The organism is Streptomyces mauvecolor, assembly GCF_039532965.1.
Taxonomy (GTDB): Bacteria; Actinomycetota; Actinomycetes; order Streptomycetales; family Streptomycetaceae; genus Streptomyces; species Streptomyces violascens.
In genome coordinates this window covers 294,472-320,771 of record NZ_BAAASQ010000008.1, presented here as the reverse complement: position 1 = coordinate 320,771, position 26,300 = coordinate 294,472, and the positions used below count along the sequence as shown (strand labels likewise).

Annotated in this window: 23 protein-coding genes and 1 pseudogene; 11 read left to right on the top strand and 13 right to left on the bottom strand. The window is 70.8% G+C overall.

Annotated features, from left to right (window positions below; translation table 11 throughout):
- The first annotated feature begins 11 nt into the window (after positions 1 to 11).
- On the top strand, positions 12 to 2,135 hold the full coding sequence (locus tag ABD346_RS09345; RefSeq protein WP_381228477.1) for an NPCBM/NEW2 domain-containing protein: 2,124 nt from the start codon (positions 12 to 14) through the stop codon (positions 2,133 to 2,135).
- 67 nt (positions 2,136 to 2,202) lie between these two features.
- Here the strand turns inward: ABD346_RS09345 and ABD346_RS09335 are convergent, their stop codons facing one another.
- Genes ABD346_RS09335 through ABD346_RS09325 form a run of 3 tightly spaced genes read right to left on the bottom strand, consistent with a single transcriptional unit; the run spans position 2,203 to position 4,530 of the window.
- The gene (locus tag ABD346_RS09335) at positions 2,203 to 2,910 is read right to left on the bottom strand and encodes a class I SAM-dependent methyltransferase (protein WP_344373701.1); all 708 of its coding nucleotides are present in this window, start codon (positions 2,908 to 2,910) and stop codon (positions 2,203 to 2,205) included.
- 31 nt (positions 2,911 to 2,941) lie between these two features.
- Positions 2,942 to 3,739 carry a lysophospholipid acyltransferase family protein gene (locus tag ABD346_RS09330; RefSeq protein WP_344373699.1) on the bottom strand — a complete coding sequence of 266 codons (798 nt, stop codon included), beginning with the start codon at positions 3,737 to 3,739 and terminating at the stop codon, positions 2,942 to 2,944.
- Positions 3,736 to 4,530, bottom strand: coding sequence for a GNAT family N-acetyltransferase (locus tag ABD346_RS09325; protein ID WP_381228472.1), 795 nt, complete (start codon positions 4,528 to 4,530; stop codon positions 3,736 to 3,738). The genes ABD346_RS09330 and ABD346_RS09325 overlap by 4 nt, the downstream gene beginning before the upstream one ends.
- Positions 4,531 to 4,856: 326 nt before the next feature.
- Here ABD346_RS09325 and ABD346_RS09320 point away from each other — a divergent pair, with 326 nt between their 5' ends.
- Entirely contained in the window at positions 4,857 to 6,335 is a 1,479-nt protein-coding gene (locus tag ABD346_RS09320; RefSeq protein ID WP_344373697.1) for a peptidoglycan D,D-transpeptidase FtsI family protein, read from the top strand.
- 190 nt (positions 6,336 to 6,525) lie between these two features.
- On the opposite strand, the gene ABD346_RS09315 is transcribed toward ABD346_RS09320, so the two are convergent.
- The 5 genes from ABD346_RS09315 to ABD346_RS09295 all read right to left on the bottom strand — a co-directional run bounded on the left by ABD346_RS09315 (position 6,526) and on the right by ABD346_RS09295 (position 12,733).
- Positions 6,526 to 7,515 (bottom strand): alpha/beta fold hydrolase, encoded by a 990-nt coding sequence (locus tag ABD346_RS09315; RefSeq protein WP_344373695.1) that lies wholly within the window; start codon positions 7,513 to 7,515, stop codon positions 6,526 to 6,528.
- Positions 7,516 to 7,767: 252 nt separating this feature from the next.
- The gene (locus ABD346_RS09310) at positions 7,768 to 8,955 is read right to left on the bottom strand and encodes a M6 family metalloprotease domain-containing protein (RefSeq protein WP_344373693.1); all 1,188 of its coding nucleotides are present in this window, start codon (positions 8,953 to 8,955) and stop codon (positions 7,768 to 7,770) included.
- Positions 8,956 to 8,995: 40 nt separating this feature from the next.
- Positions 8,996 to 10,264 (bottom strand): alpha/beta fold hydrolase, encoded by a 1,269-nt coding sequence (locus tag ABD346_RS09305; RefSeq protein WP_344373691.1) that lies wholly within the window; start codon positions 10,262 to 10,264, stop codon positions 8,996 to 8,998.
- Positions 10,265 to 10,287: 23 nt separating this feature from the next.
- Positions 10,288 to 11,670, bottom strand: a complete 1,383-nt coding sequence (locus ABD346_RS09300) for an aldehyde dehydrogenase family protein (protein WP_344373690.1) — start codon at positions 11,668 to 11,670, stop codon at positions 10,288 to 10,290.
- 154 nt (positions 11,671 to 11,824) lie between these two features.
- On the bottom strand, positions 11,825 to 12,733 hold the full coding sequence (locus ABD346_RS09295; protein ID WP_344373689.1) for a dihydrodipicolinate synthase family protein: 909 nt from the start codon (positions 12,731 to 12,733) through the stop codon (positions 11,825 to 11,827).
- A gap of 391 nt (positions 12,734 to 13,124) precedes the next feature.
- On the opposite strand from ABD346_RS09295, the gene ABD346_RS09290 reads away from it, so the two are divergent.
- Positions 13,125 to 14,579, top strand: coding sequence for a hydrolase (locus tag ABD346_RS09290; RefSeq protein ID WP_344373688.1), 1,455 nt, complete (start codon positions 13,125 to 13,127; stop codon positions 14,577 to 14,579).
- 40 nt (positions 14,580 to 14,619) lie between these two features.
- Here the strand turns inward: ABD346_RS09290 and ABD346_RS09285 are convergent, their stop codons facing one another.
- Positions 14,620 to 15,870: a cytochrome P450 gene (locus ABD346_RS09285; RefSeq protein WP_344374443.1), complete on the bottom strand. Its 1,251-nt coding sequence runs from the start codon at positions 15,868 to 15,870 to the stop codon at positions 14,620 to 14,622.
- Positions 15,871 to 16,187: 317 nt separating this feature from the next.
- Between ABD346_RS09285 and ABD346_RS09280 the strand changes: the two genes are divergently transcribed.
- Together ABD346_RS09280 and ABD346_RS09275 are read left to right on the top strand one after the other, a co-directional pair.
- Positions 16,188 to 17,258, top strand: a complete 1,071-nt coding sequence (locus tag ABD346_RS09280; protein ID WP_344373686.1) for an esterase-like activity of phytase family protein — start codon at positions 16,188 to 16,190, stop codon at positions 17,256 to 17,258.
- An 81-nt stretch (positions 17,259 to 17,339) separates the two neighbouring features.
- Positions 17,340 to 18,278, top strand: coding sequence for a DUF4436 family protein (locus ABD346_RS09275; RefSeq protein WP_344373685.1), 939 nt, complete (start codon positions 17,340 to 17,342; stop codon positions 18,276 to 18,278).
- Between the two features lie 124 nt (positions 18,279 to 18,402).
- On the opposite strand, the gene ABD346_RS09270 is transcribed toward ABD346_RS09275, so the two are convergent.
- A complete protein-coding gene (locus ABD346_RS09270; protein WP_344373684.1) occupies positions 18,403 to 18,552 on the bottom strand; it encodes a hypothetical protein in 150 nt (49 codons plus the stop codon).
- Positions 18,549 to 18,776 carry a hypothetical protein gene (locus tag ABD346_RS09265; RefSeq protein WP_344373683.1) on the bottom strand — a complete coding sequence of 76 codons (228 nt, stop codon included), beginning with the start codon at positions 18,774 to 18,776 and terminating at the stop codon, positions 18,549 to 18,551. Before ABD346_RS09265 ends, ABD346_RS09270 begins: the two co-directional genes overlap by 4 nt.
- Positions 18,777 to 18,853: 77 nt before the next feature.
- On the opposite strand from ABD346_RS09265, the gene ABD346_RS09260 reads away from it, so the two are divergent.
- The gene (locus ABD346_RS09260; protein ID WP_344373682.1) at positions 18,854 to 19,480 is read left to right on the top strand and encodes a TetR/AcrR family transcriptional regulator; all 627 of its coding nucleotides are present in this window, start codon (positions 18,854 to 18,856) and stop codon (positions 19,478 to 19,480) included.
- A gap of 87 nt (positions 19,481 to 19,567) precedes the next feature.
- On the opposite strand, the gene ABD346_RS09255 is transcribed toward ABD346_RS09260, so the two are convergent.
- Positions 19,568 to 21,790, bottom strand: a complete 2,223-nt coding sequence (locus ABD346_RS09255) for an NADP-dependent isocitrate dehydrogenase (protein WP_344373681.1) — start codon at positions 21,788 to 21,790, stop codon at positions 19,568 to 19,570.
- Positions 21,791 to 21,941: 151 nt separating this feature from the next.
- On the bottom strand, positions 21,942 to 22,148 hold the full coding sequence (locus ABD346_RS09250) for a cold shock domain-containing protein (protein ID WP_344373680.1): 207 nt from the start codon (positions 22,146 to 22,148) through the stop codon (positions 21,942 to 21,944).
- Between the two features lie 425 nt (positions 22,149 to 22,573).
- Between ABD346_RS09250 and ABD346_RS09245 the strand changes: the two genes are divergently transcribed.
- The 5 genes and pseudogenes from ABD346_RS09245 to ABD346_RS09225 all read left to right on the top strand — a co-directional run.
- Complete coding sequence (locus tag ABD346_RS09245) at positions 22,574 to 23,137, top strand: hypothetical protein (RefSeq protein WP_344373679.1); 564 nt, start codon at positions 22,574 to 22,576, stop codon at positions 23,135 to 23,137.
- Between the two features lie 313 nt (positions 23,138 to 23,450).
- Positions 23,451 to 24,566 (top strand): mechanosensitive ion channel family protein, encoded by a 1,116-nt coding sequence (locus ABD346_RS09240; protein WP_344373678.1) that lies wholly within the window; start codon positions 23,451 to 23,453, stop codon positions 24,564 to 24,566.
- A 191-nt stretch (positions 24,567 to 24,757) separates the two neighbouring features.
- Entirely contained in the window at positions 24,758 to 25,207 is a 450-nt protein-coding gene (locus ABD346_RS09235; protein ID WP_344373677.1) for a helix-turn-helix transcriptional regulator, read from the top strand.
- A gap of 10 nt (positions 25,208 to 25,217) precedes the next feature.
- On the top strand, positions 25,218 to 25,628 hold the full coding sequence (locus tag ABD346_RS09230) for a VOC family protein (RefSeq protein ID WP_344373675.1): 411 nt from the start codon (positions 25,218 to 25,220) through the stop codon (positions 25,626 to 25,628).
- 256 nt (positions 25,629 to 25,884) lie between these two features.
- Positions 25,885 to 26,247 (top strand): annotated as a pseudogene (locus ABD346_RS09225) (Rossmann-fold NAD(P)-binding domain-containing protein); the annotation flags it as partial.
- Positions 26,248 to 26,300 lie beyond the last annotated feature (53 nt).

The window sequence follows — 26,300 nt, the reverse complement described above, 5'->3', positions numbered from 1 at the left end:
CGGAGCCGCACTTGACTACCGAACTGCACAACTTCAGACAGCGCCTGACCGCCGCTCTGGGCACCCTCGCCCTCGTCGCGGGCGGTGTGACGGTCGCCGTGGAGGTCGCGGCCGCACCACCGGCCGCGGCCGTGGACAACGGTCTGGCGCGTACCCCGCAAATGGGGTTCAACAACTGGAACTCCACGCACTGCCGTGCCGAGTTCAACGAGTCGATGGTCGAAGGCATCGCGGACGCCTTCGTCGCGCAGGGCCTCAAGGACGTCGGCTACACCTATGTCAACATCGACGACTGCTGGGCGCTGCCCAACCGGGACGCCTCCGGCAACCTCGTCCCCGACCCGGTGCGCTTCCCGCACGGCATCAAGGCGGTCGCGGACTATGTGCACGCCAAGGGTCTCAAGTTCGGGCTGTACTCCAGCGCGGGCACCAAGACCTGCGACACCCAGGGCTTCCCCGGCGGCCTGGGCCACGAGCAGCAGGACGCCGACCTGTGGGCGTCGTGGGGCGTCGACTACCTCAAGTACGACAACTGCAACAACACTGGAGCCGACGCCAAGCAGCGCTACAAGGCGATGGGCGACGCGCTCAAGGCGACCGGCCGGCCCATTCTCTACAGCATCTGCGAGTGGGGCTCCAACCAGCCCTGGAACTGGGCGTCCGGCACCGGAAACTCCTGGCGCACCACGGGCGACATCAGCGACTCCTGGTCCAGCATGATCGGCATCGCCCACCAGAACCAGCCGCTGGCCCCCTATGCCGGTCCCGGCGGCTGGAACGACCCGGACATGCTGGAGGTCGGCAACGGCGGCATGACGGACACCGAGTACCGCACGCACTTCAGCCTGTGGTCGCAGATGGCGGCGCCGCTGCTCATCGGCAGCGATCTGCGCAACCCGAGCGCGGCCACGCTCGCCATCCTCAAGAACACCGACGTCATCGCGGTCGACCAGGACTCGCTCGGCAAACAGGGCACGGTGGTGTCGAGCTCCGGCGGCCGAGTCGTGATGTCCAAACCCCTCGCGGACGGGGGCCGTTCGGTCACCCTGACCAACGAGAACGCATCGGCCCAGACCATCTCCACCACGGTCGACGCGATCGGCATCGGCGGCGCGTCCTCGTACGCGCTGAAGGACCTGTGGTCCAAGCAGACCAGCAGCACCACCGGCACCATCAGCGCATCGGTGCCCGCACACGGCACGGTGATGTACCGGGTGACGCCGGGCACGCCGGTGCCCCCGCCGACCGGGCTCAACCAGCTCAGCGACCTTCCGTGGACATCGGCGGTGAACGGCTGGGGTCCGGTCGAGCGCGACCACAGCAACGGCGAACAGGCCGCGGGCGACGGCAAGACCCTCACCATCAACGGCACCACCTACCCCAAGGGCCTCGGCACCCACGCGGCGTCGGACATCACGTACTACCTGGGCGGCGGCTGCCGCTCGCTGGGTGTCGACGTCGGCGTGGACGACGAGTCCACGGCGGGCGGTTCGGTCGTCTTCCGGATCTACCGCGACACCACGCTCGTCGCCGACAGCGGCGTGCGCACCGCGAGCGATCCGCCCAAGCACCTGACGGCGGATCTCGGCGGCGGCGCCAAGCTGCGGCTCGTGGTCACCGACGGCGGCGACGGCATCACCTACGACCACGCCGACTGGGCCGCCCCCCAACTGGCCTGCGGCCAGGGCCCCTCGGCGGGCACCCACGCGCTCAGCGACCTGACCTGGACCTCGGCAGCCGGCGGCTGGGGCCCGGTCGAGCGCGACCTCAGCAACGGCGAACAGGCCGCGGGCGACGGCAAGACCCTCACCATCAACGGCACCACCTACCCCAAGGGCCTCGGCACCCACGCGGCGTCCACGGTGACGTACTACCTCGGCGGCACCTGCACCGCGTTCAAGGCGAGCGTCGGCGTGGACGACGAGGTGGGCGCGAAGGGCTCGGTCGACTTCCAGGTGTACCGGGACGGGACCCTCGCCGCCGACAGCGGCAAGGTCACCGGCGCGGACGCGGCGAAGGCGATCAGCGCGGACGTGACCGGCGGATACGAGCTGAAGCTGGTCGTGACGGACGCCGGCGACGGGGTCGACTACGACCACGCGGACTGGGCCGCACCTCAACTCGCTTGTTCCTGAAGGCAGTCGAGGCTGTCGCCTCGGGAAGACGGAGGGGCCTCGTCCGTGCGGGCGAGGCCCCTTCCCCCTACTTCGTGGCGACCACGAGCCGGGCACGCGGACTGCCGTCCCTGCGGCGGCCGAGCTCCTCCAGGGCGTACAGCTCGACGCCGAAGCCGACGGCCGCGAGTTCCTGTCGTACGTCCGAGAGGCGAAACCCGCGGTAGTACATGACGAACGGGGGACGCCACAGCGCGTTGCGCACCCGCATCGCCGTGTCGAAGCCGAGCAGGGCGAGGTGGCCGGGGCTGCCGGGCCGGAACGGAGCCACCACCGGGAACGCGAAGCGGCCGCCCGGCCGCAGCGCGGCATGCATCCGGGCGAACAGGTTCGGCCGCTCCTTGGGCAGGAAGTGGCCGAACGCCCCGAAGCTGACGGCCAGATCGAACCCGTCGCTCAGCGGCAGCGCCCGCGCGTCGGCCCGCACCAAGGTGGCCTCCGGGTGCGCGCGGGCGGCGACCGCCAGCATCCCGGCGCTGATGTCGACCCCGGTGACGCCGTCGCGGCACACCTTGCCGAGGACGCCGAGGCCCGCGCCGGTGCCGCAGCACAGGTCGAGACCCCTGCCGAAGGGGCCGAGCCCGTCGAGTACGCCGGCCACGGAGGCGAGGATCACCTCGGGCGTGCGGAACGGGGTGAGGTCGAACTTCGGGGCCAGGAGGTCGTAGCCGTGCTCGACGGACGACAGCGCCTGGACGGCGAGCTCACGGAGGGTGGGGCCCTGGGGTGCGAACATGGCTGCCCAGCTTAGAGGGCCCCTGGGATTTTCAGGCGAGTACGTACGGCTCGGTGTGCGCCGGCGGACGGGTGCCGCAGACCGCCGCTCGGGCCTCGGCGGCCAGGGTGCGGCGGTCGGTGCCGCGCAGCTCCGGGTGTGTGGTGACCCGCACGCTCAGGCCACGGGCGGCGGCGACCCGGCGCAGGGAGGTCGTGAAGTCGTCGCCGCCGAGGAAGGCCGCGACGGTGCTGGGGGCGCCGTCCTGGAGGTAGTCGACGGTCATCGGCCGCACCGGGGCGCCCGCGTCGACGGCCGCCTGGAAGGCGGCCCGCCGGAACCGGCCGCCCGACACGGCGCACCAGGTCGTCGCCTGCGGGAAGACGAGGACGGACCGGCCCGAGCGCAGGGTGGCTGTCAACTCGCGCACGGTGTGCGGGAGTTCACGTATCGCGCCACGGTCGATGAAGCGGGTGCCGATCCGGCGGGCGAGCGTGCCGACCACCGGCCACTGACCCACTTCCCGTTTGGCGAGGACCGTGACCGGCTCGACGGCGAGCAGCGCCACCACATCCAGCCAGGAGATGTGGTTGGCGACGAGCAGGGCGCCCCGGGTGCGCTCGCGCGGGGCCGGCCCGGATTCGAGCCGTACGCCCAGGGCGTCGAGGACGGCGCGGGCCTGGGTGCGCAGGGTGTGGGGGCGCGCGAGCCGCTCCCCCATCGCCACGGTGCGGATCAGGGTGTGGGTGAGCGCCGCGTACCGGCGGGCCGTCTCGGTCAGCGGCACCCGCGGCGCCGTCTCGCGCACGCAGTCGGGGGTGCAGGGCCCCTCCACCGACCAGGGGTTCATCGCGTGTCCCCCAGGAAATAGCGGCGGTAGCGGTCGCCGAGCCGGTCCATGTCGAGCAGCACGAAGAAGTCGGCCACATTGAACTCGGGGTCGAATGTGGGCGCCCCGCACATCCAGGCGCCGAGCCGGAAGTAGCCGCGCAGCAGTGGCGGCAGATCGGCATAGCTGGGGCGGCCTTCCGCCGGGCCTGTGGGCAGCCAGGGGCGGTGGGGGTGTACGCGCAGCTCGGGCGGCGACGAGTGCTTGGCGTTGCCGAGCAGCCAGGCGCTGGAGGCGGCAGCGCCCCCGTCCGCGAGCGCCACGGACGCACAGCCCGCCAGATAGCGGTGGCCCGAAAGCAGCACGTAGCGGGCGAGCGCCGACCACATCAGGTTGATGACGGCGCCGGAACGGTGGTCCGGGTGCACACAGGAGCGCCCCGCCTCGACCATCGAGGGACGCAGCGCGTCGAGCGCCCCGAGGTCGAACTCGCCCTCGCTGTACGAGCGTCGGGTCCGCCCGGGAGGCAGCAGCCGGTACGTCCCGACCACTTCGCCGGCCGAGGTGTCGGTGACGATCAGGTGGTCGGCGTACGCGTCGAAGGCGTCGATGTCGTGGCCGGGCAGCGGGGTGGTGAGGGTGGCGCCCATCTCCTCGCCGAAGACGCGGTACCGCAGCCGCTGAGCGGCCCGGATCTGTTCCTCGGAGTCCGCGATGGAGGTGACGTAGGAGCCGGTGGCAGTGGGTGCGGTGGATATCGAGAGCATGGGTGTGGCGTTCTCCGCGACGTGGTGCACAGTCGAATCCCTCATGTGGTGTCCGCATGGGCTTCCGCGCAGTGAGTATGGGATCGCCATATGTGCGCCGGGTGAATTGCACACGACGCGGCGTCGGGCATTGCCCGGCTCGAAGACGCCCGTGATCCGGCCCGCCCCGGTGCGCACGATGACCGCTTTATGACCCTTCCGTAACAGCCGCACCGCTGCGAATCTCCCGTCATACGCTCGTGACCTGCACCGATAGGCGGATCACTATGGCGTCGACGCACTGAACGCTCTTGGACATCGAGGTGCCGTACCTGTTCTGCTGATCACTACATGTCCGGTTCAACCCCTTTCGGTACATCTCTGGGAGCGTGATGAACAAGCCGCTGCGGCACATAGCCGTCTTCTGCGGGGTGCTGGTGCTCGCCCTGCTCATACGGGCGACGTGGGTCCAGTTCGTGAAGAGCGACACTCTGGCCAATGACTCGCACAACCGCCGGGTGCTGATCGACGCGTTCTCGCAGCCGCGCGGCGACATCGTCGTCGGCGGGCAGCCGATCACGGGGTCGGTGGAGACCCCGGGATCCGACCTCAAGTACAAGCGGACCTACAAGGACGGCCCGATGTACGCGCCGGTCACCGGCTATCTCTCCCAGGCGCAGGGCGCGACCTTCCTGGAGGGCGTGCACGCGAAGGTGATGAACGGCAAGGACGACCGCCTGTTCTTCGACCGGACCAAGTCCCTCTTCACCGGGGACACCCCGCGCGGCGGCGATGTGGTGACCACCATCGACCCGGCCGCGCAGAAGGCCGCGTACAAGGGCCTCACGGATCTCAAGGCGAAGGGCGCGGTGGTCGCCCTCGACCCGCGCTCCGGCAAGATCCTCGCGATGGTGAGCACGCCCTCGTACGACCCCTCGGTGTTCGCCGGGATCTCGAAGAAGGAGGGCGAGGAGTTCGAGAAGCTCGACGCCGACAAGAACAAGCCGCTCAACAACCGGGCGATCCGCGAGGTGTACCCGCCCGGCTCGACCTTCAAGATCCTCACCGCGGCCGCGGCCATCGAGCACGGTGTCGTGACGGACATCAACGCCCCCATGCCGGACGCCCCGGCTCCTTACACCCTGCCGCTGAGCTCCACCCAGGTCGGCAACGACGTGGACAACTCGCTGTGCGACAAGGCCTCCCTGAAGACCGGCATGCAGTGGTCCTGCAACAACGTGTTCCTGGACACCGCGCTGAAGACCGGCAAGGACAAGATGCGGGAGACGGCGGAGAAGTTCGGCTTCAACCAGGAGCAGTTCGTTCCGGTCCGTACGGCCAAGAGCGGATACCCCGACAAGCTCGACAAGCCGCAGACCGCGCTGACGGGCATGGGCCAGGGCAGCCTCACCAGCACCCCGCTGCAGATGGCCATGGTGACCGCGGGCATCGCCAACAACGGCAAGGTCATGAAGCCGTACATGGTCGACGAACTGCGCGGCCCCGACCTCGCGACGCTGGAGAAGGCCAAGCCGGAGGTGCTCAACCAGGCCGTCTCCGAGGGCACCGCGAAGAAGGTGCAGGAGATGATGGAGTTCACCGCGAGCGAGGGCACCGCGAAGAAGGTGAAGATGGAGGGGGTCACCGTCGGCGGCAAGACCGGCACCGCCCAGCACGGCACCGATGTGCGCGAGCAGCGTCCGTACGCCTGGTTCGTCTCGTACGCCAAGCAGAGCGACGGCACCTCGCCGGTGGCGGTGGCGGTGTTCGTCGACCCCTCCGACATGGACATCCAGCGCTCGGAGATCGCGGGCGGCAAGCTGGGCGCCCCGATCGCGAAGTCGGTGATGGAGGCAGTCCTGAAGAAGTGAGCCCTGAAGCCATGAGAGTGCCGGCGCGGCATCGACGCGCCTGGGAACAACGCCCCTGAGGGGCGCGGGATGTGTCATTGTGCGGCTCCGCCGCGATGGGGGTCCCCCCTGTCCGAGCGAAGCAGAGAACGTGGGGGAGCGACCAGCCCCGACAAACCCGCAGTCGAAGGAACCGCGCCCCGGGCAGCACTCAGCCCCGCTCCACAACCACCCCGTACGCAGGGTCGGCCTCGGCCACCGGCGTGCCGAACCTCCCGCCCCGCAACAGCTCGCGCCAGCGCTCCGCATTCCAGTCCGCCGGAGGAGTCGTTTCGATGAAGTCCTCGACCAGGGCCAGGAAGCGGGCCGGGTCGGTGTGGAAGGGAAAGTGCCCGGCCCCGTCGAAGATTTCGAGGCGACTGCCCGGCATGGCCGTGTGCGCGCGATGCGCATGGGCTTCCGGGACGACGCTGTCGCGCGAGCCCCAGATCAGCATCGTGGGCACGCCCTGGGCCAGATAGCAGCGGTCCAGCATGGTGACGACCTGGCCGCGCCAGTCGACGACCGCGCGCAGGGTGCGGACGAAGACGCTGCGGGAGCGGGCGTCGGGCAGCGCGTCCACCAGGCCGAGGAGGTCCGGGGCGTCCTGGCCGAGGTCGCTGTCGAGCAGCCGCATCAGCTCGATGACGAGCCGGGCCGGCCGGCGCATCGCGGGCCGCGAGAGCAGGGCGAGCATCAGCTCGGCGCCGGGCAGGGCCGCCGCGCGCAGCACCGGGTTGACCTCGCGGCCCACTCCCCCGGCCCCGACCAGGACGAGCCGTTCGGTCAACTCCGGGTACTGGTAGGCACATTGCATGGCCACGCCGCCGCCGAGTGAGTGCCCGACGAGGGTGGCCCGCTCGATGCCGAGGACGCCGAGCAGATCGCGGACGCCGTTGGCGTAGGCGGCCACCGAGTAGTCGGCGCGCGGTTTGTCGGAGGCGCCGTGGCCGAGCAGGTCGGGGGCGAGGACGGTGTAGCGGCGGGCGAGGCCGGGGATCAGCTCGGCCCAGGTGGCGGAGGAGTCGCCGATGCCGTGGATCAGCACGACCGGCGGCCCTTCCCCCGCGGTGCGGTACGCCCGGCGGTACCCGTGGACCACGCGGTGGCGCAGTCGCACGTCCTGGTCGCCCACCGGGCGCAGCCTTGTGCCAGTAGCCATCGACAACCTCCCCGATCGCGCCCGCACCGCGTCCCCGTGCGCGCTCCCCGTCAGCGTTCCCCGTAACGAGCGTAGAACCAGTGGCGCCTGCTCGATTACCAGCAGATTTCGCCACGGACAAGCTCCACCCTCGCACCTTGCCGCCATGCGCGCTTCAGCGGCGCGCCGAGCAGGTTGCCGACACAACTGCCCTATGTCCACGGCGAGTTGAAGCACCCGCCGCTTTTCCCCCGCCTTGCCCCCGTCCTTCGGTCACCTCCTGCTGATGCGCACGGTGTCCCCCAGCCCGCCTCCCGCGAGGACGTCGACGCGGGCGCCGGTGTCGGGGTCGGTGAAGGTCTGGCCGGGCTTGTACGCGGCGAGGTCGAGCTGGGTGCAGCCGGCGGGCGGGGTGGCCGTCGGGTTCGCGTTCATGATCCTCAGCGGCCCGTCGCCGGTCTGCGCGGCGGAGTCGACCTTGTAGATGAGCACGCCGGTCGAGCAGGCGGAGCTGTCGTTGCCCTCGGCCCGGCGGGACTCCGCGACGTACGCCGTCGTCCCGCCGGTGCGCAGCACGGCGATCTTGGTGCCGCCGGGCCGTTCCACCGGGGTCAGCCGTACGGTGCGGCGGCCGGCCGCGGGGAGGCAGGCCACCTGGTCGTCGCGGGTCCAGCCGAGCTTCCAGGACTGCCAGCCGAGGTACTGCGGCGCGGGTCCGGCGATGTTGCCCATGACGTCCCAGCCGCCGACGTACTGGTGGGTGGCGCCGGTGAAGGAGTACAGGTCCGGGAGACCGAAGGTGTGGGAGGTCTCGTGGTCGGCGACCTTCGGGCCCCAGTGCCACATGTCCTGGCCGAAGGTGACCGCCCACTTGAGCCGGGCACCGTCGGCGGTGATGCCGGGTGTGGTCGGATCGTAGAGGTACGTCGGCGAGAAGGAGATCGCGGCCGCCGCCTTGGCGGGAACGACATAGACCATGTCGTAGCGGGAGAAGTCCGCGTACGGATCGGCCGCGCCGATCGCGTCCCGTACGTATTTCTCATGGGCCTCGAAGGTGAGGCCGCGCGCGAATCCGTACGAGTCCGAATCGGCCGGCATCCGGATCCAGCGGTTCAACGAGCTGATCGCCAGGTGGGAGCGGCCGTAGCTGGCCCTGGCCATCCAGTCGGCGGCGGGAGCGAGTTGGGCGGCGTAGGCGGCCGTGGAGTCGGTGGCCGGCGCGTCCGGGAAGTCCACGAACAGCGTCAGTACGCGGTGGGTGCCGGTGGCGGGCTGGAACTGGACGTGGTCGGTGCCGTGCCCCTCATCCGTCCAGCCGGTTTGGCCGGGAAGCGCACAACCAGCACTGGAATGAGGTGGGTTGATCGGTGCGGCCGCGGTCGCCGTCGCGGGGGCGGTGAGGCACGGGAGGAGCGCGAAGGCCACGGCGAGCGGGCGCAGGCGGGTCGGCAGGACAGGCATGAATCTCCCATCTGGGGGTGGGGGTGCGGGCGGTGACGGTTCAGGCTCGGCCCGCGGCCAGGTCCATGAGGCGGGCGAGCACGCGGCCCCCGGAGGCCGAGACGCCGTCGTGCTCCCACTCGTTGGTGACCCACACGCGGGTGGCGCCGACCTCGCGTGCGGTGCGCAGGGAGAGCCCGGCGTCCACGTACATGTCGTCGTGGTAGACGATCGCAGCGACGGGGACCTCGTTGGAGGCGAGCCGGTCCGGGTCGTACAGGGGGCGCCAGTCGGCGCGGGCGGCCAGCAGGTCCGCGGCGTCTCCGAAGGGACGCAGGCCCGCGATCTCCCGGACCATCCAGGGGTACATCATCTCGCCGGTGAGCAGGAGCGGGTCCGCGTCCTCGGCGAACTCGGGGAAGCCGGCGAGCGCGCGGTCGGCCGCCCAGCCGGTCGGGCCGCCCGCCCCCTGCGCGAAGAGCGACTCCTGCATGACGACGAACAGCGGGTTGTCGGCGAAGCCGGTGAGGCCCATCACCTGGTGGAGGAAGGTGGCGGTCAACTCGCCCTCCGCGTCCAGGGCTTCGTCGAGGAGCCAGTGCAGCCGCTCGAACCCGTCGCCCATGCCGAGGGCGAGGCCGAGGGTGCGCAGGCGCCGGACGGTGAGCCTGTCCCCGTCGGGCAGCCGGACGTCGGTCGCGGCGAGCAGGTCCGCGATCTCGCGAAGGCGCGGGGCGTCGGCCGGGTAGCGGGCGTAGAAGTCGAGGACGCGGTCGCGCACGCGGGGGTAGGTGCGCGCGTACACATCGTCGGCGGTGGCGGCGAGGCCGGGCAGACCGCCGGTCACGTAGCACGCCCGCAGCCCTTCGGGCGCCTGCGACAGGTAGGTGAGGGTGATGAAGCCGCCGTAGCTCTGGCCGAGCGTCTCCCAGGGTTCGCCGTCGCACAGTTCCCGGCGGATCAGCTCGGCGTCCGCCACGATCGCGTCGGCACGGAAGTGACCGAGGTGGTGGGCGAGTTGGGCGGGCGAGGCGAAGCGGGCGGCCGCCCGGGCGGTGACGGGGGTGGAGCGGCCGGTACCGCGCTGGTCGAGGAGGAGCACCCGGTGGGTCCTGAGCGCCTGGGGCAGCCAGCCGGGCGAACCCGCCGAGGGGCGAGGCGACTTGCCGCCGGGCCCGCCCTGAAGGTAGAGCAGCCAGGGCAGGCGCTCGCCGGCCCGGCCGCGGTCGGCGACCTCGCGGGCGAAGACCTCGATGGTCGGGCCGTGCGGGGCCGTGTGGTCCAGCGGGACGGTGAAGACGTGGTCGACGGTCGCGTACGCGGGGTTCATGGATTCCTCGCCGTCATCCGATGTCACATCGGTTTCGCGGGGGAGAGGGTGTAGGTGCGGCTGGAGGTGTAGAACTCCAGAGCCGCACGGCCCTGTTCGCGGGGCCCGTGGCCGGATGCCTTGGCGCCCCCGAACGGAAGGTGGAAGTCGGCTCCGGTGGACGGGGCGTTGATCCGGATCATGCCGGTGTCGATGCGGTCCAGCCCTCCCAGCGCCGTGTCCAGATCCGCGGTGTGCACCGAGGTGACCAGGCCGTACGGAACCGCGTTGGTGATCCTGACCGCATGGGCGAGATCGTCGGCGGGCAGCAGCGCGGCCACCGGCCCGAACACCTCCTCGCGCAGCAGCCGATGCCCGGCGGGGACCTGCTCGACCAGGGTCGGGGCCGCGTACCAGCCGGGCCCCTTGGGCACCGTGCCGCCCGTCGTGGCACGTAGTCCATGCCAGGCCTCGGCGACCTGATCACGCGCGTATTCGCTGATGAGCGGACCGCACACGGTGGTGGGGTCGGCCGGGTCGCCCACCGGGAGGTCTCGCAGCACTTCGGTGAGCGCCTCGCGCAGCGGGGCGTGCGCGGCGCCGACCGCGATCACTCGGCTGGTGGCGGTGCACTTCTGACCCGCGAATCCGGCGATCGCGGCGGCGATGTGGGCCGCGGCCCGGTCGATGTCCGCGTCCGGCAGGACGACGGCCGCGTTCAGACCTCCCATCTCGGCCTGGACCGGGACGCCCCGGGCGGTGGCGGCGCGCACGACCGCCTGACCGGCACCGGTCGAACCGGTGAAGGAGACGACGTCGGCCGCCGAGACCAGCGCGTTGCCTTCGCCGGCTCCGCCGGGAAGAACCGTGAACACCCCGGCGGGCAGGGCCTGTCGGACGATCTCGCCGAGACGCTGGGCGCACGCCGTCGCCTCGGGGGCGGGCTTGAGGACGACCGCGTTGCCCGCGGCGAGCGCCGGGGCAGCCTTCCAGGTCGGGATGGCGAGCGGAAAGTTCCAGGGCGTGATGAGCCCGGCCACTCCGTACGGGCGGCGGCGGCTCAGCAACAGCCCGGCGCCGGCGGCGGGTTCGTGGACGCTGCCGGTGGGCTCGTACGGGGCCTGGGCGTAGTACCGCCAGATCTCGGCGGTCCGCGCTACCTCGGCCCTGGCCTCGGCGAGCGGCTTGCCGACCTCGCGCACGGCGAGAGCGGCGAGCTCGTCGGCGGCGGCCTCGACGGCGGCCGCGACCGCGCCGAGCGAGGCCGACCGGGCGGCCGCACCGCCGGTGAGCCAGCCGGCCTGGGCCGCGCGGGCCCGCTCCACGGCGTCCACCACGGCGAAGGCGCCGGGAGAGGGGATCGAGACGAGTACATCCGTGGGGTCGGCCGGATTGCGGGAGGTGAGGAAGGAGACGGCGGTGGTCATGGGAGGAAGCCTCCGGGGAAGGGGTGGTCCGGGTCTGGGAGGTGCGATGAACGGGCCGGTCCGGCGTGGCGTCGATCCCGGCCGGTCCGCGGTTCGCCGCCGGCGGCCACAGCCCGGCCGTGGTGGCACCGGGGATCGTCCTGGGCCGAGGGGGTCAGAGGTGACCGTTGGCGACGGCCTTCTCGGTGGCGGCCCGTACCTCGGCCTCGATCTCGCCGGTGAGCGGGAAGCGCGGCGGGCGGGTGGGGCCGCCGTGGCGGCCGACGATGTCCATCGACAGCTTGATGGACTGCACGAACTCGGTCCTGGAGTCCCAGCGCAGCAGCGAGTGCAGGGACTTGTACAGCGGCAGCGCGGTCTTCAGATCACCGGCGACGGCCGCGTGGTAGAGCTCGGCGCAGCTGGTGGGGAGGGCGTTGGGGTAGCCGGCGATCCAGCCCACCGCACCGGCCGTCGCGAGTTCGAGCAGGACGTCGTCGGCGCCGATCAACAGGTCGAGGTCCGGGGCGAGTTCACCGATCTCGTACGCCCTGCGCACATCGCCGCTGAACTCCTTGACGGCGACGACGCTGCCGTCCCGGTGGAGGCGGGCCAGCAGCGCGGGATTCAGGTCGACCTTGGTGTCGATGGGGTTGTTGTAGGCGACGACGGGCACCCCGGCCTTGGCGACTTCCGCGTAGTGGGCGCGGACGGCCGTCTCATCGGCCCGGTAGGCGTTGGGCGGCAGCAGCAGCACCGAGCCGCAGCCCGCCTCCCCCGCCTGCTCGGCCCAGCGCCTCGCTTCGGCGCTGCCGTAGGCGGCGACGCCTGGCATGACCCGCGCGCCGTCGCCCGCCGCGTCGACGGCGGTGCGGACCACCAGGGCGCGCTCCTCGTCGGTGAGCGTCTGGTACTCGCCGAGCGAGCCGTTCGGAACGACCCCGTCGCATCCGTTGTCGATCAGCCGGCGGACATGCTCGGCGTACGCGTCGTAGTCGACGGACAGGTCGTCGCGCAGCGGCAGCACGGTGGCGACCATGATGCCGCGCCAGGGGCGGGTGGTGTTCCAGGTGGTGGCGGTCACGACGGAAGCCCTTTCTAATGTGTGACATTTTACTGGTGCGTGTGCCGTACCCACGGGGAACGCACAGGTCAACTGCCGCCCTCCGCCCTGGAATCGGCGCCGTCCGCACCTTCGGCACCGACGGCGAGACGTCCGAGGAGTTCCCCGTGAGGGCAGCAGTAATATTTCACATTGCACTGTCGCTGCCAAGGGGGCTACCACGAGGCGGCACTGACACAGTTGCGGCGCGGGCCCGACTCGCACAGGGACAAGGTCCGAGGGCTTGCCTCACTCCCCTTCTTGCCATGTACCGTTCAGTCGCCCGTGGCATGGACGTTCAGCGAACAACCATCTACGCGCGAAGACTTGGCGCCGCACCGCCTCTCCCCCCTCATACCTGGAGGTACGCCGGATGCTCGGAACGAGCAGGTTCCCCCGCCCCAGATCCCGCCGCCGCATCATCGGCGGTCTGGCCCTCTCCGCCACCCTGATCGCGGGGACCGCCATCCAGGCGGGCGCCGCGCCCGCCGTCGCCGCGGCCACTCCCCACCGCGTCCTGTTCGACAACTCCAAGGCGGAGACCGCCGGCAACGCCGACTGGATCATCAGCACCAGCCAGCCGGACCCGCTCGGCGAGAACCCCTCGCCCCAGTCCGAGGACGACTGGACCGGGGCGCTGTCCTCATGGGGCGTGGCGCTGCAGAAGACCGGCAACTATGCCCTGAAGACGCTGCCTTCCGGCGGCACGATCACGTACGGCACGTCGTCGGCCACGGATCTGAAGAACTTCGACACGTTCGTGATGCCGGAGCCGAACGTGCTGCTCAGCGCGGCGGAGAAGACCGCCGTGATGCAGTTCGTGAAGAACGGCGGCGGCCTGTTCCTCATATCCGACCACACCGGCTCCGACCGCAACAACGACGGCGCGGACGCGGTGAAGGTCATCAACGACCTGATGTCCAACAACAGCGTGGACAGCACGGATCCGTTCGGCTTCTCCGTGGACTCGCTCAACATCGGCACCGACAATCCCCGGGCCATCGCCGACTCGGCCGACCCGGTCCTGAACGGCTCGTTCGGCAAGGTGACCGGCAGCATCATCCGCAACGGCACCACCGTCACCCTCAAGCCGTCCGACAACCCGGCCGTCAAGGGCCTGGTCTACCGCACCGGTTCCTCCGGCAACACCGGCGCCTTCTTCGCCACCAGCACCTTCGGCAGTGGCCGGGTCGCATTCTGGGGCGACAGCTCGCCCATCGACGACGGCACCGGCCAGTCGGGCAACACCCTGTACGACGGCTGGAACGACCCGGCGGGCACCGATGCCGCGCTCGCCCTGAACGCCACCGAGTGGCTCTCGGGCGCGGCCGGCAGCGGCGACGGCGGCGACCCCACGCCGTGCACGGCGGCCCAGCTGCTCGCCAACCCCGGCTTCGAATCGGGGAGTTCGGGCTGGACGGCCACCAGCGGCATCATCAACACCAGCAGCGGCGAGCCCGCCCGCACCGGCGCGTACAAGGCCTGGCTCGGCGGCAGGGGCAGCGCGCACACCGACACCCTGGCCCAGACGGTGACGATCCCGGCCGGCTGCGCGGCCTCGCTCGCCTTCCAGCTGCACATCGACACGGCCGAGACGTCGAGCACGGCGTACGACACCCTCAAGGTCCAGGTGCTGAACGGCAGCGGGACGGTTCTGGGCACCCTCGCCACGTACTCCAACGTGGACGCGGCGAGCGGCTACGCCCCGCGCACCTTCGACCTCGGGGCCTATGCGGGGCAGACGGTGACCCTCAAGTTCACCGCCACCGAGGGGTCCAAGCTCCAGACGTCGTTCGTGATCGACGACACCGCGCTCACGGTCGGCTGAACCGGTCGCGCCGCCCGGGCTCCGGCCCGGGCGCGCGCCGTCAGCCCCGCAGCCGTACCGGCAGCGACTCGACCCCGTACACGATCGACAGCTTGCGGAAGGCGAGTTCCTCCGCCGGTACGGCCAGGCGCATCTCGGGGAAGCGGCGGACCAGGGCGGGGAAGGCGGCGCGCAGTTCCATACGGGCCAGTTCCGCGCCGATGCAGCGGTGGATGCCGTAGCCGAACGCGAGATGGCCGCTCGCCTTGCGGTGGGCGTCGAAGCGGCCGCCGTCCGGGGTGAACGCGGCGTCGCGGTTGGCGCCGCTGAGCGAGCAGAGCACCATGTCGCCCTTGGGGATGAGCACGCCCGCGATCTCGACGTCCTCGCGGGCGAAGCGCGGGAAGGCCAGCTGGACGACGGTGAGGTAGCGCAGCGCCTCCTCGACGAACGTGGCGGCCGCAGCCTCGTCGTGCGCTATTCGCGCGAAGGCGTCCGGGTCCTGGAGCAGGACGAGGGAGCCGAGCGCCAGCATGCTCGCGGTGGTCTCGAACCCGCCGGTGAGCACACCGTCGGCGAGGCCCGCGAGTTCGTCGTCGCCGACGCTGTCGCCGTGCTCCTTGACGATCATGCCGAGGAGGCCGTCGCCCGGGTTCTCCCGCTGCTTCTTGACGACGTCCCGGAAGTAGGACATGGAGGCGGACATCGCGCCGAACGGGGCGGTCGCCCCGCCGAACAGGTCGAAGCGCTCCATGGCGAGCTGCTGGAAGTCGTTCCGGTCCTCGTACGGCACGCCGAGCAGTTCGCAGATGGTCAGCGAGGGGATGGGCAGCGCGAACGCCTCCACCAGGTCGACGGGCCCGTCCGCGGCCTCCATCGCGTCGAGCCGCTCCTCGACGAGGGCGTCGATGCGCGGGGTCAGCCGGCGCAGGCGCCGCATGGTGAACTCGGGCGTCAGGATGCGGCGCAACCGGGTGTGCACCGGCGGATCGCTGAACCCGAGCCCGCCCGGGTGCTGCTCCTCGACGACGCCCGCGTTGCCCGCGAGGTGGGTGAAGTCGTTGCTGAACCCGTCGGTGGAGCCGAGCACGGCCTTGACGGCGTCGTGGCCGGTGACGACCCAGGCGTCCATCCCGAAGGGCAGCGGCACCTTGCTGACCGGCTCCTCGGCCTGCCGTGCGGTCAGCTCGGTCACTGGATCGAGTCCGTCCCGGCGCAGCGGCATGAGCAGTGCGTCGGGCAGCAGTGAGATCGTGCCGGGGCCGATACCGCGTTTCTGGATCCTGGCAAGGTAGGAGCGCCCGAGCCACATGGTGACTCGGGAACGGAGATTTACCCTCAAGGCGGACTCCAAGGACAAGTTGTGCGGCCAGGACACCGGGTACGGACTGAGTGGCTCAGGATAAGTGGCCCAGCGACCCTCCCGATCCGCCAGGGGCGCAGCTCACGAGCAGTTTGCGGCCGCGACCGGCCCACGCCCGGCGAGCACGCGAAGGCGGAATGTCCGTTCCGGTCCCTGAGCCGACCGGCAGTCCAGCGTTCCCGCGCAGGATGGCGGAACTCAACTCACCCGTCACACAAGCTGATCTACGGTGTCGGCACCGCCGCATCCGACTTGGGAGGAACCCCGTGCGTCTGCGCACCGTCGTCACCGCCGCGACCGCGTCTTTGGCCGTCGCCGCATCCGTGACCGTCACCGATGCGACCGCCGCAGAAAGGGCGCCCGCGCGCACCCCGCACGCCTGCTCCGCGTCCACGGCCATCGACGGCTTCTACGACGGTCTGGACAAAACGCTGTATCAGGGCACGGTCGTCGGCAATCTGTCCGGTCTGGCCGTGGACACCGACGGCACTGTCGCGGCGCTGTCCGACCGTTCGCAGTTGTTCAGCCTCACGGTGGGCAAGGGCCCGGTGGCCGCCCCCGTCCACGTCGTGCCGCTCGCCGACGAACAGGGCAGGCAGCTCGACTCGGAGGCCGTGGTCGTCGAGCGCGACGGCACCCGCCTGATCACCTCCGAGGTCGAGCCGTCCGTACGCCGCTACGACCGCGACGGCAAGCTCCTGGCCCGCCTGCCCGTCCCCGGCGCGCTGCGCGTCGCCCCGGCCGGACGCGCCGTCACCAACGCGACGTTCGAGGGCCTCGCCCTGCAGCCCGGCGGCCACACCCTGATCGCCTCCATGGAGGCCCCTCTGTCAGGTGACGGCAAGGACGCGGCCGGCCATTCGCTCGTACGGTTCCAGACCTGGCACCGGGGCGGCGCGAAGGGCGAGTTCGCGCTCGCCGGGCAGTACGCCTACCCCGTCGAACCGAACGCGGGCGTGTCCGAGATCACCGCGACGGGCGACGGCCGGCTGCTCGTCCTGGAGCGCGGCTTCACCGCGGGCGTAGGCAATTCGGTACGCCTCTTCCTCGCCGACCCGCGCGGCGCGAGCGATGTCAGTGGCGTCCAGAACCTGCCGGGCACGGCCAAGACGATGCGCAAGACGCTGCTCGCCGACCTCGCCGCCTGCCCCTCGCTCGGCGCGACGGCCAAGCAGCCGCAGCCCAACCCGCTGCTCGACAACATCGAGGGTGTGGCCGTCACCGGCCGCACCTGGGACGGCCGGCTGCGGCTGCTCCTGGTCAGCGACGACAACGAGAACCCGGCGCAGATCACCCGCCTCTACTCGCTGACGGTCCGGCTGCCGCGCCACGTGTGATCGCTCGGGCGGGGCCGGAGGAACGCGCCCGGCCCCGCGTCCGCCGGACCACCGTGTCCCCCGGGGTGTATTCATTCGCCTATGGCACGTTTCAGACCGGGCAAATACTTCGTACGTCACCTCATTTCGCTGCTCGTGATCCTGCTGGCCGCCATCGTGGGGGTGCTGCTGTACTTCAACGAGCGTGATGTGCGCCAGCAGGAGCACACCCTGGGCGACCAGCGGGCGACGAACGGCGTGTATGTCGACACCAGCATCCAGAAGGTCGACCCGGTCGCCCGGGAGCTGACGCTACGGGTCCTGGTGCTCCCCCAGGGCACGCTGCGGGAGCAGGGCGATCCGTACACCCCGGCGGTCGATCTGAGGGTGGAGACGTCGTCACTGATCCGGGGCAGCCTGGACTTCAAGGCGGGCCGGCAGGTCTCGTACCAGGACGTGAAGGTGAGTCTGGACGGCGGTTCCGTCTCGGACTACCCCTTCGACCGGTACTCGACCTCCATCGGCTTCGCCGCCGAGGCGGCGGGCAAGGAGGTGCCGGTCGCCGTCTCGCTGCGCGACGTGGACGCGTTCTTCAAGCCGACGATCGTCAGCCGCAGCCAGGACCACGGGTTCGTGTCGTTCGAGATCCGGGTCGGCCGCTCGCGGGCCACCTTCATCTGGGCCTGGTTCATGATGTTCATCATGTGGGGGCTCGCCCTCGCGGTGCTCGGCGCCAGCTGGGTGATCGTCGACCAGCGCCGGGGGCTCGTATGGCCGGCGATGGCGTGGATGGCGGCCACACTGTTCGCTCTGGCCGGCTTCCGCAACGCGGCCCCGGGCAGCCCACCGGTCGGCTGCCTGCTCGACTACGCGGCGTTCCTGTGGGCCGAGGCGATCATCTCCGCGTGCCTGGTGGCGGTGGCGGTGACCGGCATCCTCTCCGAAACCCACCGCCGAACCGACGAGGCCCCGGAGGTACACCCGGACCACCACACGGACGGCCATGGGGCGGGGGATGCCGGGGACGGGGGCGGGCACTGAGCCTGCCTTCAACTGGCCGCTTGTGGAGCGTAGTTGCGCGACATGCACGATCCCCCGATCCCTGACGCCACGTCATTTCCCGACGCCGCGACATTCCTGATGTCGCGACATTCCTGATACTGCGTCATTCCCGACGGCGTCCGGCCCGGCGCCAGATCAGCACCATGCCGAGCACCAGAACGACCGCCGCGACGGCCACGATCACGCCCTTGATGGCGAAGTCCATGAGCAGGTGGTGGGCCAGGCCGTCAGAGCCGGCCGCGAGGGCGTTCACCGTCGGCCGCCCGGGCGCCGGGCGGAGCCGGGTCCGCCCTCAAGGCGCCGGGCGGCCGCGCGCAGGGCCGCCCGCGCCGCGGGCTCGGCAAGGCGCCGGGCCTCGCCGAGTCGGCCGCGACGCTTGAGCACGAGCGCCACGGCGAAGACCAGCAGGGCCAGCACCACGACCGCGCCCGCGATCAGCGCGAACCTGATGAGCATGAGGTTGAGATACGTCTCCATGAGGGACCTCCGGTCGGACACGTTGTATCACGCTTGTGATAGAAAACAATTTATCACGAGCGTGATACAAAGAGGCCATGCCCAAGTACGTGGATCCCGAGGCCCGCCGCCGCGAGGTGGTCGACGCCCTTTTCCGAGTGGTCGTACGCGAAGGACTCCAGAGGGCCTCGCTGCGCGTCGTCGCGGACGAGGCCGGACTCAACATCGGCTCCCTGCGGCACTACTTCGCGAGCCAGCAGGAGCTGATGGAGTTCGCGATGCGCTCGATGCTGGAGCGGGTCGGCGGCCGGCTGCTGCGCCGCGTTGAGGAGATCGGCACGCTCGCCGAGCACCCCGCGGCCGAGCAGCGCCGACTCGCCGCCGACCTGCTGTGCGAACTGCTTCCGCTGGACGAGCGCAGGCGCGCGGAGGTCACCGTCTTCATCGACTTCGTCACCGCCGCCCGCACCAACCCGGCGCTCCACGGCCTCGCCCAGGAAGCGGCGGTCGGCGCCCGGAGCCTGGTCCGCCGGGTCCTGACACGCCTCGACGAATCGGGGGCCGTGCGCCCCGGGCTCGACCTCGATCAGGAAACCGAGCGGCTCACCGCGCTCGTCGACGGGCTCGGTCTGGGCGCGGCCCTGCATCCGGACGTGCTCGCGCCCGAGACCTCCGCGAGCGTGCTGCACGCCCACCTGGAGAGCCTGCGCCCGCCGGTCGCGTGAGGGCCGCACAACACCGCTGCCCCGGCCGGAGGGAATCCGGCCGGGGCAGCGGTGTGCTCAACTCACGTCCCCCGTAGGGGAGTCGGGTCAGGCGAGGGTGGCGATGGCCTGGTTCAGGGTGTTCGAGGGGCGCATGACCGCGGAGGCCTTGGCGGCGTCCGGCTGGTAGTAGCCGCCGATGTCGACCGGCGAGCCCTGCACCGCGATGAGCTCGTCGACGATGGTCGACTCCTGCTCGGTCAGCGTCTTGGCCAGGGCCGCGAACGCCTCCGCGAGCTGCGCGTCCTCGGTCTGCTTGGCCAGCTCCTGCGCCCAGTACAGGGCGAGGTAGAAGTGGCTGCCGCGGTTGTCGATGCCGCCCAGCTTGCGGCTCGGCGACTTGTCCTCGTTGAGGAAGGTGCCGGTGGCGCGGTCGAGGGTGTCGGCGAGGATCTGGGCGCGCGCGTTGCCCGTGGTCGTCGCGAGGTGCTCGAAGCTGACCGCGAGCGCGAGGAACTCGCCCAGGCTGTCCCAGCGCAGGTAGTTCTCCTTGACCAGCTGCTGAACGTGCTTGGGGGCCGAGCCGCCGGCGCCCGTCTCGAAGAGGCCGCCGCCGTTCATCAGCGGGACCACCGAGAGCATCTTGGCGCTGGTGCCCAGCTCCAGGATCGGGAACAGGTCGGTCAGGTAGTCGCGCAGCACGTTGCCGGTGACCGAGATGGTGTTCTCGCCGCGGCGGATGCGCTCCAGGGAGAACGCAGTCGCCTCGACCGGCGACATGATCTCGATCCGCAGGCCCTCGGTGTCGTGCTCGGCGAGGTAGGTGCGGACCTTCTCGATGAGCACGGCGTCGTGCGCGCGGCCCTCGTCGAGCCAGAACACGGCCGGGTCGCCGGTGGCGCGGGCGCGGGTGACGGCGAGCTTGACCCAGTCCTGGATGGGCAGGTCCTTGGTCTGGCAGGCGCGGAAGATGTCGCCCTCGGCGACCTCCTGCTCCAGGACCACGTTGCCCGCGGCGTCCACGAGGCGGACGGTGCCCGCGGCCGGGATCTCGAAGGTCTTGTCGTGGCTGCCGTACTCCTCGGCCTTCTGCGCCATCAGGCCGACGTTGGGCACGGAGCCCATGGTGGCCGGGTCGAAGGCACCGTGCGCGCGGCAGTCGTCGATGACGACCTGGTACACGCCGGAGTAGCTGCTGTCCGGCAGCACCGCGAGGGTGTCGGCCTCGGCGCCGTCCGGGCCCCACATGTGGCCGGAGGTACGGATCATGGCCGGCATCGAGGCGTCGACGATGACGTCGGACGGCACGTGCAGGTTGGTGATGCCGCGGTCGGAGTCGACCATGGCGAGGGCCGGGCCCTCGGTGAGCTCGGCCTCGAAGGCCGCCTTGATCTCGGCGCCGATGTGCGGCACGCCGTCGAGGCCCTTGAGGATGGCGCCGAGGCCGTCGTTCGGGGACAGGCCGGCGGCGACGAGCACGTCACCGTACTTGTCGAACGTCTTCGGGAAGAAGGCGCGCACCACGTGGCCGAAGACGATCGGGTCGGAGACCTTCATCATCGTGGCCTTGAGGTGCACCGAGAACAGCACGCCCTCGGCCTTGGCGCGGCTGATCTGCGCGGTGAGGAACTCGCGCAGCTGGGCCACGCGCATGACGGAGGCATCCACGACCTCGCCCGCGAGGACCGGTACGGACTCGCGCAGCACGGTGGTGGTGCCGTCGGCGGCCGCGAGCTCGATGCGCAGCGAGCCGTCCTCGGCGACGACCGCAGACTTCTCGGTGGACCGGAAGTCGTTGGCGCCCATGGTGGCGACGTTCGTCTTCGAGTCGGACGTCCACTTGCCCATGCGGTGCGGGTGGGCCTTGGCGTAGTTCTTGACCGACGCGGGGGCGCGGCGGTCGGAGTTGCCCTCGCGCAGGACCGGGTTGACGGCGCTGCCCTTGATCTTGTCGTAGCGCGCGCGGACGTCCTTGTCCTGGTCGCTCTGCGGGTCGTCCGGGTAGTCCGGCAGCGCGTAGCCCTGGCCCTGCAGCTCGGCGACGGCGGCCTTGAGCTGCGGGATGGAGGCCGACACGTTCGGCAGCTTGATGATGTTCGCGCCGGGCGTCTTCGCCAGCTCGCCGAGCTCGGCGAGCGCGTCGTCGATCCGCTGGCTCTCCTCGAGGAACTCGGGGAAGCTCGCGATGATGCGACCCGCGAGAGAGATGTCACGGGTCTCCACAGTGACACCGGCGGTCGAGGCGTACGCCTGGATCACGGGCAGGAACGAATGCGTCGCCAGGGCCGGCGCCTCGTCAGTGTGGGTGTAGATGATGGTCGAGTCAGTCACCGGGTGCTCCGCTCCACGTCTGCAACATTGCTCGACATCAAGATATCTCGTGATCGCCCCGGGTCACGACGGGGGCCCGGCCCGAGCCCCGGGTCGACAGGGCGCGGCGGACAGCGGAAGCTCTCCCTTCACGGGCGTACGACGGCTCGGTTCACGGCCGTACGGCGCGCGCCTCGAAGCGGCCCCGGCCCAGCTCTATGACGAAGGAGACCTGCTGCCCCTCGGAGAGCGTCCGGGTCTCCCCCTCGATGTCCTCCCGGCGCACGTAGATGGCGTCGCGCTGCCCCATCGGCACGACGAACCCGTAGCCCTTGTCACGATCGAAGTACTGGACGATCCCCTCGCACCTCTCGTTCATTGCCTCACTCCTCGGGTGATCGCTTCCACGGCCCCCGAGGGGTCGGGAAAGGGGGAACCGGCTGGGTTCACACAAAGAATTTGGATTCAACAAGGATGAGGACGGGACGCGGCCTCCCGCGCCGGGACAGGGCCTGGCCGCGAGGGGCTCCTGCCGTCCTGGAAAGAGAACTGTGCACGCTCGTCCACGGCGCCCGGCCACGGCCCGACGCCCACCGAAGCGGACAAGTTTCTTACCGGTAGGTATACCGCCGTTCACCGCGTTTGATACCTCCAGGATGCCGCTGTCCGGCCGTCCGGAGAAAGGCCTGATCCGCCTTCCTGCCGCGGCCCGGCGTAAGGCGCGCGTCAATTCCGGCGGGCGGCACATCAGCGTCCGTCAAGGTAGGGCGCCATATGTGGTGCGGGCCCATAGCGTCCTCCCCCATGGGACGACTGACCACCCGCAATGTGGCGGGACAACACGGCACCACACCCCGGCGCGGAGCCGAAGCAGTGGTGTACGACACCACATGGGCCGGCGAGGCCCGCTCGGCGGCGGGCTGCGCGGGAGTGCTGCTCGGCCTGCTCCTGGCCATCGACGCCGGAGCCGGCACCCTCGGTGTCGTGCGCGCCGTGCTGTGGGTCGTTCTCGCCGCCCTGCTGTTCGTGGTGCTCTGGCCCGCCCGGGTGTCGGTGGGGCCCGGCCGCCTGGTCTCGCGGGGGCTGCTGCGGCGGACCGAGATCCGCACCGACCGCCTGGTGTCGGTGCGGTGGTCCGACGGCGTCGCCCAGCGTCTGGTGCTGCGGGACAGCGAAGGCCACCGGGCCGAGCTCGACCCGAAGGTGCTCGTCGCCAATCCCCCGATGTGGCACGTCCTCGACCGGGACGCCCGCAGCAGCCTCGACCACGACGTGCTCCGCTGCGGCGAGACGGCCCTGCGCCAGATGGCGGCCCGAGTCGACCGCGAGACGGCCCGCACGGTCTTCACGCTCTCCGGCCTCCGGTAGGCGCGGCAGCCGACGCCGGCGACACCTGGTGCGGTGACGCCCCGTCAGCCAGAAGTGCCCAAGTCTGCGGACCAGTTACGCCGCGCCACCGGGGCAGTCCCTCGGCGTGGACGGCCCGACACCGGCCCACCTGCGAGGACGCTCTGCCCATGGGGCAGGATGGCAGCCCGTTCCGTGTGCGTACCGCCCGAACGAGGCTCCAGGCAGCACGGTCTGACAGGCGACAAGGTGACAAAGTGACGACACATCACATACGGCGATCGACGGCGCCCCTCGCTCAACCCCCGGCCCCTTGCCGCCCGGAGGGTGTCCGTTGAACCGGAGCCTCGTGCTGCACGACTGGGTGGTGGCATCCATAGCGATGGCCGCGGGCATAGCGGCCGGGCTGCTCCTGCGCGTACTGCTGAGATGGCTGGGCAAGCAGGCGCGAAGAACGCAGTGGACCGGGGACGACGTCATCGTCGACGCACTGCGCACCATCGCACCCTGGGCGGCCACGGTCGCGGGCACGGCGGTGGCGGCCTCGGCGCTGCCGCTCACCACGCGGGTCGCGGGCATCGTCAACCATTCGCTGACCGCCCTGCTCATCCTCGTCATCACCCTCACCGCGGCCCGGGTCGTCGCGGGGCTCGTCCAGTCCCTGGCGCAGTCCCGGACCGGGGTGGCCGGTTCGGCCACGATCTTCGTCAACATCACGCGGGTCGTGGTCGTCGCGATGGGCGTCCTGGTCGCCCTCGAAACCGTGGGCGTCTCCATAGCGCCCCTGCTCACCGCCCTCGGAGTGGGCGGCCTCGCGGTCGCCCTGGCCCTCCAGGACACCCTCGCCAACCTCTTCGCGGGAGTGCACATCCTGGCGTCGAAGACGGTGCAGCCCGGTGACTACATCCGGCTCAGCAGCGGCGAGGAGGGCTATGTCGTCGACATCAACTGGCGCAACACGGTGGTGCGCAACCTGTCGAACAACCTCGTGATCATCCCCAACGGCCGCCTCGCCCGTACGAACATGACCAACTACACACGACCGGAACAGGAGTTGACGGTCCTGGTGCAGGTGGGGGTCGGCTACGACAGCGACCTGGAGCACGTCGAGCGGGTGACCCTGGAGGTGGTGGACGGCGTGATGGCGGACATCACGGGTGCGCTGCCCGGGCACGAGGCCGCGGTCCGTTTCCATACGTTCGCGGATTCCAGGATCAACTTCACGGTGATCCTGGGAGTGGGCGAGTTCAGCGACCAGTACCGGATCAAGCACGAGTTCATCAAGCGGCTGCACCGGCGGTACCGGGCGGAGGGCATCTCGATCCCCGCCCCGACCCGGACCGTGTCCCTCCAGCAGGACCGTCCCGGGCCGTCCTCGCTCTCGTCCCCGGCCGCCTTCCCGCATCAGCGCGAGGCCCCGCCCTCCACGCTGTCGGACCCACAGCGCTGAGCATCGTCCGACGACGGCCCGTGAGGGGACGTATGTGTGCCGCGCACATACGTCGGGCGTTCACGGGCCGGGCCTGCACACAGAGGCAGACGGCACCCGGGCACAGGGCGGGGGGGGCGGACCGCCTCTGGCCCCCCACCCGTCCCCGCAGGTCAGCCGCCCTGTCAGTGCCCGGTGGTAGCGTCGATGTCATGACGCCGGAAGAGCTCGCCAACCTCGTGCACCTGCGCCGAGCGCGGGATCTCATCGACCGCGAGTACGCCGAACCTCTCGACGTGCCGACCATGGCGCAGCATGCGCTCATGTCGCCGGCGCACTTCTCGCGACAGTTCCGGGCCGCCTACGGCGAGACCCCGTACAGCTATCTCATGACCCGCCGGATCGAGCGGGCGATGGCGCTGTTGCGTGAGGGCATGAGCGTGACCGACGCGTGCATGGCTGTCGGCTGTACGTCGCTGGGTTCGTTCAGCTCCCGGTTCACCGAGGTGGTCGGCGAGACGCCGAGCGCGTACCGCAGCCGGGGGCACGACGCGGTCGCGGCGATGCCGGCGTGCGTGGCGAAGGTGCGCACCCGGCCGACCAGAAATCCTCCGAGCGCACCGAGCAGGATCCGAGAAGCGGGCGACAACGCCGCCGCCTAACGTTGACGGCATGACCATCGCACTCCAGTACTGCCACATCACCGTCAACGACGTGGACGAGTCGCTCGGCTTCTACCGTGACGCGCTCGGCCTCGAAGTGCGCAACGACGTCGCATCCGGCGGATTCCGCTGGGTCACCCTCGGCAGCCCGACCCAGCCGGGGCTTGAGATCGTCCTTTCGGAGCCGCACGCCGGCCGTTCCCAGGCTGACGGCGATGCCATGCAGGAGCTGCTCACCAAGGGTGTCCTGCCGATGTGGGTCTTCAGGACGGACGATCTCGACACGACCTTCGAAAAGGTACGAGCCTCGGGCGCCGAGGTGCTCCAGGAGCCCATCGACCAGCCGTGGGGGCCTCGCGACTGCGGCTTCCGCGACCCCTCCGGCAACCTGATCAAGATCCAGCAGGAGGCCAAGGCGTAAGGCGGCTCGGTCGGCAGACCCCAACCGCCGGCCGAGGCGGCGTCACCGTCGCGCGGGCGTCGGGTGCGGCTGCAGGCCGGCCGGATCAGGGAAGTGGTCGGGCGGTGCGCGGGACAGCCGCCGGTACCGGAAGTTTTTCGCGCCGGCGCCGGGTCACCGAGACAGCGCCGGCGACGACCCCGGCGCCCGCCAGCGGCAGTCCCAAGTACTCTCCGCCGACGACCGCTTGGTAGGCAGCACCGTCGGGGCCGAACTCGTCTCCGCCTACATAGGCGACGGCACCAACCGCTGGCCCGCCGTCCACCGCCTCGACTCCGCGCACCTGTTCCGCCTCGCGCCGGAAAAGGCCCCCGCGGGGTCGGCGCTCCACAGCGTGGCGGACGAGGGCGTACCGATCCGCGACATCGCCGAGGTCCTGGGCCGCCACCTCGATCTGCCGGTGGTATCCGTCTCCCCCGAGGACGCGCCCGGACACTTCGGCTGGCTCGCGGACTTCCTCGCAGCCGACTTCCCGGCCTCCAGCACACTGACCCGCGAGCTTCTGGGATGGGAGCCCACGCAGCCGCGGCTGATGGAAGATCTGGAGAAGGGGCACTATTTCCGTGAGCCGGCCGCCTGATCCAACCGGGCGCGGGCATGCCCTGCGTCTCGCGGCGCAGGGCTGTGGCACAC

Coding starts and splice junctions, on each gene's coding strand:
- ABD346_RS09275 (WP_344373685.1), top strand. CDS start 17,340: ATGGCACGTTTCAGACCGGGCAAATACTTCGTACGTCACCTCATTTCG.
- ABD346_RS09250 (WP_344373680.1), bottom strand. CDS start 22,148: ATGAACGAGAGGTGCGAGGGGATCGTCCAGTACTTCGATCGTGACAAG.
- ABD346_RS09260 (WP_344373682.1), top strand. CDS start 18,854: ATGCCCAAGTACGTGGATCCCGAGGCCCGCCGCCGCGAGGTGGTCGAC.
- ABD346_RS09305 (WP_344373691.1), bottom strand. CDS start 10,264: ATGAACCCCGCGTACGCGACCGTCGACCACGTCTTCACCGTCCCGCTG.
- ABD346_RS09230 (WP_344373675.1), top strand. CDS start 25,218: ATGACCATCGCACTCCAGTACTGCCACATCACCGTCAACGACGTGGAC.
- ABD346_RS09245 (WP_344373679.1), top strand. CDS start 22,574: ATGGGACGACTGACCACCCGCAATGTGGCGGGACAACACGGCACCACA.
- ABD346_RS09300 (WP_344373690.1), bottom strand. CDS start 11,670: ATGACCACCGCCGTCTCCTTCCTCACCTCCCGCAATCCGGCCGACCCC.
- ABD346_RS09325 (WP_381228472.1), bottom strand. CDS start 4,530: ATGAGGGATTCGACTGTGCACCACGTCGCGGAGAACGCCACACCCATG.
- ABD346_RS09265 (WP_344373683.1), bottom strand. CDS start 18,776: ATGGAGACGTATCTCAACCTCATGCTCATCAGGTTCGCGCTGATCGCG.
- ABD346_RS09330 (WP_344373699.1), bottom strand. CDS start 3,739: ATGAACCCCTGGTCGGTGGAGGGGCCCTGCACCCCCGACTGCGTGCGC.
- ABD346_RS09290 (WP_344373688.1), top strand. CDS start 13,125: ATGCTCGGAACGAGCAGGTTCCCCCGCCCCAGATCCCGCCGCCGCATC.
- ABD346_RS09320 (WP_344373697.1), top strand. CDS start 4,857: ATGAACAAGCCGCTGCGGCACATAGCCGTCTTCTGCGGGGTGCTGGTG.
- ABD346_RS09310 (WP_344373693.1), bottom strand. CDS start 8,955: ATGCCTGTCCTGCCGACCCGCCTGCGCCCGCTCGCCGTGGCCTTCGCG.
- ABD346_RS09315 (WP_344373695.1), bottom strand. CDS start 7,515: ATGGCTACTGGCACAAGGCTGCGCCCGGTGGGCGACCAGGACGTGCGA.
- ABD346_RS09235 (WP_344373677.1), top strand. CDS start 24,758: ATGACGCCGGAAGAGCTCGCCAACCTCGTGCACCTGCGCCGAGCGCGG.
- ABD346_RS09285 (WP_344374443.1), bottom strand. CDS start 15,870: ATGTGGCTCGGGCGCTCCTACCTTGCCAGGATCCAGAAACGCGGTATC.
- ABD346_RS09335 (WP_344373701.1), bottom strand. CDS start 2,910: ATGTTCGCACCCCAGGGCCCCACCCTCCGTGAGCTCGCCGTCCAGGCG.